A 3,850-nucleotide genomic window follows, 5' to 3' on the forward strand; every position below is an offset into this window, starting at 1 on the left:
TGTGATCAAGAGACAGCCCGAGCGGCGCCCGCGATTCCGACCGGCTCGACCCGGAGGCGATCCTCCGTGCCCTGGCGGCACGGGGCGTGACCCGGCTGATGGTCGAGGGTGGCGCCACGCTCGCGGCTTCCCTGCTTCGCGCGGGACTGGTGGATCGGCTCGCCTGGTTCCATGCTCCCGGCATCATGGGGGGCGATGGCCTGCCCGCCGCGCAGGCCCTGCCGGTGGATTCCCTCGCCGCCATTCCCAAGTTCCGTCGCACCGCCACCATCCCGTGCGGTCCCGACCTGCTGAGCGAGTTCGAGCGCGCCTGATGTTCACCGGAATCGTCACCGCCACCGGAGAGATCCTCTCCGTCTCCCCGATCGGCGAGGGGCGGGACATGCGCCTGCATGTCCGCACCCCGCCGGGCTGGCTGGAGGGGGCGCAGCTCGGCGCCTCCATCGCCTGCAACGGCTGCTGCCTGACCGCCGTGGCGCTGGAGCCCGAAGCCTTTGAGGCGGAGGCCTCGGCCGAGACCCTGTCGCTGACCGTGCTGGGCGAATGGCGGCCCGGCACCCGGATCAACCTGGAACGCCCGCTCCGCATGGGCGACGAGCTGGGCGGGCATGTCGTGTCCGGCCATGTGGACGGTCTGGCGGAGGTGGTCTCGGTGACCCCCGAGAACGGTTCGGAGCGCTGGGTCTTCCGCCCGCCGGCGCAGCTCGCCCGCTTCATCGCGCCCAAGGGCTCGGTGACGCTGAACGGCGTCTCGCTGACGGTGAACGAGGTCATGGGCAACGGGGAGAAGGGCGCCCTCTTCGGCGTGAACCTGATCCCGCACACCCGGGAGGTCACCACCTTCGGCGCGCTGGGTCCGGGCGCGAAGGTCAATCTCGAGATCGACATGCTGGCCCGCTATGTCGCCCGCCTGAAGGAGTTCGAGGCATGAGCGCCTCCGCGACCAACCAGCCCGTCTCCGCCTCGCTCGCGGACTTCCTCAGCCCGACCGAGGAGCTGATCGAGGAGGCCCGCCGCGGCCGCATGTTCATCCTCGTGGACGACGAGGACCGCGAGAACGAGGGCGACCTCGTGATCCCGGCGCAGTTCGCCACGCCGGACGCGATCAACTTCATGGCCCGCCACGCGCGCGGGCTGATCTGCCTCGCCATGACCCGCGCCCGGGTCGAGTCACTGGGCCTGCCGCTGATGAGCCAGAGCAACGGCACCCGGCACCAGACCGCCTTCACCGTCTCGATCGAGGCGCGGGAAGGGGTGAGCACCGGCATCTCCGCCGCCGACCGCGCCCGCACCGTGGCGGTCGCGATCAACCCGGAGATGGGCCGCCGCGACATCGTGACCCCCGGCCATGTCTTCCCGCTGGCGGCGCGCGAGGGCGGCGTGCTGGTGCGCGCCGGCCATACCGAGGCCTCGGTGGATTTCGCGCGGCTGGCCGGGCTGAACCCCGCCGGCGTGATCTGCGAGATCATGAACGACGACGGCACCATGGCCCGCCTGCCGGACCTCGTGGCCTTCGCCCAGCACCACGGGCTGAAGCTCGGCACGGTGGCCGACCTGATCGCCTATCGCCGCCGCACGGAGCGGCTGGTGAAGCGGGTCGAGGAGAACGTGCTGGAGGATGCGCCGGGCGGGCCCTGGAAGATCATCGTCTATGCCAACACCATCGAGTATGGCGAGCACATCGCCCTGGTGAAGGGCGAGCCCGACCGCAACGGCCCCGCTCTGGTGCGGATGCACGCGGTGAACATGCTGGCCGACACGCTGAGCCGCCAGGGACCGGCCGAGCTGCATGCCGCGATGGAGGAGATCGGCCGCTCCGGCCACGGCGTGGTCGTGCTGCTGCGCGAGATGAAGCCGACGGCGCTGAGCGAGCGGGTCCGCGCCGGCCAGGGCCGCGCGGCGCCGGAGCTGCGGGACTACGGCATCGGCGCGCAGATCCTGACGGATCTGGGCGTGAAGGAGATGGTGCTGCTGTCGAACCACCCCCGCCCCATCGTCGGGCTGGAGGGCTATGGGCTGACGGTGGTGGACACGCGGCCGATCTCGGAATGCGGGAAGGCCGGCCAGAAGGGGAAGCAGGCATGAGCACGCAGGACGCACCGGAGCGCGGCCAGGCGGTCCTGGAAGGGCCGGCGCCGCGCGTGCTGCTGATCCAGGCGCCCTACTACGCCCAGGTCGTGGGCGGGATGCGCGACGGCGCCCTGGCGGTGCTGGAGCAGGTCGGCGCCCGGACCGAGGTGGTGGACGTCGCGGGCGCCTTCGAGCTGCCGGCGGCGCTGCGCATGGCCCTGAACGCCAAGGGGGAGCGGGGCGGCCATGACGGCTACCTGATCCTCGGCTGCGTGGTGAAGGGCGACACCGACCACTACGAACACATCTGCCGGGAAGCCTGTCGCGGCGTGATGGACATCACCGTGGAGACCGCGGCCCCCGTGGGCTTCGCGCTGCTGACCGTCGCCACGCTGCAGCAGGCCATCGAGCGCTCGCGCCCGGACCGGCACAACAAGGGGGCGGAGGCGGCCCATGCGCTGATCGGCCAGATCGCGCTCGCCCGAAGCCTGGGATTATCCGAATGAGCGACACGCCGAAGAGTAACACGAAGAGCAAGGGGCAGGGCGGCGGGAACAAGGCGCGGCCGCGCCTGGGCGCCCGCGTGGCCGCGGTGCAGGCCCTGTTCCAGTCCGAGGCCGGCGGCGAGAATGCCGAGGCCATCATCCAGCAGTTCATCCAGCACCGCCTCGGCGCGCTGCCGGGCGAGGGCGGCTTCGAGGAAGGACGGGTGCCGCAGGCGGATGTGCCGCTCTTCACCAGCATCGTCCGCGCCGTGGCCAGGAACGCCGAGACCATCGACCCGATCGTGGCCGGGCACCTGTCCGCCGGCTGGAGCATGGACCGGCTCGACCCGGTGCTGCGCGCCCTGCTGCGGGCGGCGGCGGCCGAGCTGTGGTCGGGCAACGAGCCGCCGGCCAGGGTGGTGATCAACGAGTACATGGACGTGGCCCACGGCTTCTTCGACGGCGCCGAGCCGCGCTTCGCCAACGGGGTGCTGGACGCCATGGCCAAGGACCTGCGGACTGGCGAGTTCAACCCCGCCCGCGCCTGAGCCGGCCTTGCCCCCGCATCCGCCCGCGGCCGCGTCCCCCGGCGAAGGACCGCTCCCCGGCGAGTTCGGGCTGATCGCCCGGCATTTCCGGCCCCTCGCGGCACCGGAGGCGCTCGGCCTGCTCGACGATGCGGCGCTGCTCGATCCGCCGCCGGGCCGGACGCTGGTGCTGGCGGCGGATGCGATGGTGGAGGGGGTGCATTTCCTTTCCACCGATCCGCCGGACACGGTCTCCCGCCGCCTGCTGCGCACCAACCTGTCCGACCTCGCCGCCATGGGGGCGGAGCCGCTGGGCTACCTGCTCACCACGGCCTTCCCGCGCGGCACGGCAGAATCCGTGGTCGCCGGCTTCGCCGCCGGGCTGGCCGAGGACCAGCGGCTCTTCGGCCTCCGCATCCTGGGCGGCGACACGGTCTCCACCCCCGGCCCCGCCTGCCACTCCCTGACCATCCTGGGCACGGTGCCACCGGGCGCGGCGCTGCGCCGCGACGGGGCGCGGGCGGGCGACGATGTCTGGGTTTCCGGCTGCATCGGCGACGGCGCGCTGGGTCTGGCGGTGGGACAGGGGCGCCTGCCGCCCGACCCAGGGGGCCACCTGCTGCGCCGCTACCGCCTGCCCGATCCGCGCCTGGCCCTAGGCATCGCGCTGCGCGACGTGGCGCGGGCGGCGATGGATGTGTCCGACGGGCTGGTGCAGGACCTGGGGCCTGTCTCTTGATCACATCTACGCACAGCTCCACCGTAAGG

General features: G+C 72.4%; 4 protein-coding genes and 2 pseudogenes. All 6 read left to right on the forward strand.

Annotation, left to right across the window (positions count from 1 at the left end; all coding sequences use genetic code 11):
* Window positions 1-53 precede the first annotated feature (53 nt).
* Window positions 54-314: pseudogene (locus ROTAS13_RS20670) on the forward strand (RibD family protein); the annotation flags it as partial.
* A complete protein-coding gene (locus ROTAS13_RS20675; RefSeq protein WP_075823272.1) occupies window positions 314-931 on the forward strand; it encodes a riboflavin synthase in 618 nt (205 codons plus the stop codon). The pseudogene ROTAS13_RS20670 and the gene ROTAS13_RS20675, both read left to right, overlap by 1 nt.
* Window positions 928-2,085: a 3,4-dihydroxy-2-butanone-4-phosphate synthase gene (ribB, locus tag ROTAS13_RS20680; protein ID WP_019460267.1), complete on the forward strand. Its 1,158-nt coding sequence runs from the start codon at window positions 928-930 to the stop codon at window positions 2,083-2,085. Before ROTAS13_RS20675 ends, ribB begins: the two co-directional genes overlap by 4 nt.
* Complete coding sequence (gene ribH / locus ROTAS13_RS20685; protein ID WP_019460266.1) at window positions 2,082-2,576, forward strand: 6,7-dimethyl-8-ribityllumazine synthase; 495 nt, start codon at window positions 2,082-2,084, stop codon at window positions 2,574-2,576. Before ribB ends, ribH begins: the two co-directional genes overlap by 4 nt.
* Complete coding sequence (gene nusB / locus ROTAS13_RS20690; RefSeq protein WP_019460265.1) at window positions 2,573-3,103, forward strand: transcription antitermination factor NusB; 531 nt, start codon at window positions 2,573-2,575, stop codon at window positions 3,101-3,103. The genes ribH and nusB overlap by 4 nt, the downstream gene beginning before the upstream one ends.
* Before the next feature lie 7 nt (window positions 3,104-3,110).
* Window positions 3,111-3,809: pseudogene (thiL, locus tag ROTAS13_RS20695) on the forward strand (thiamine-phosphate kinase); the annotation flags it as partial.
* Between the last annotated feature and the right edge of the window lie 41 nt (window positions 3,810-3,850).

Source organism: Roseomonas sp. TAS13 (assembly GCF_001950415.1).
Lineage (GTDB): Bacteria > Pseudomonadota > Alphaproteobacteria > Acetobacterales > Acetobacteraceae > Roseomonas > Roseomonas mucosa.

Coding starts and splice junctions, on each gene's coding strand:
- ribB (WP_019460267.1), top strand. CDS start 928: ATGAGCGCCTCCGCGACCAACCAGCCCGTCTCCGCCTCGCTCGCGGAC.
- ribH (WP_019460266.1), top strand. CDS start 2,082: ATGAGCACGCAGGACGCACCGGAGCGCGGCCAGGCGGTCCTGGAAGGG.
- nusB (WP_019460265.1), top strand. CDS start 2,573: ATGAGCGACACGCCGAAGAGTAACACGAAGAGCAAGGGGCAGGGCGGC.
- ROTAS13_RS20675 (WP_075823272.1), top strand. CDS start 314: ATGTTCACCGGAATCGTCACCGCCACCGGAGAGATCCTCTCCGTCTCC.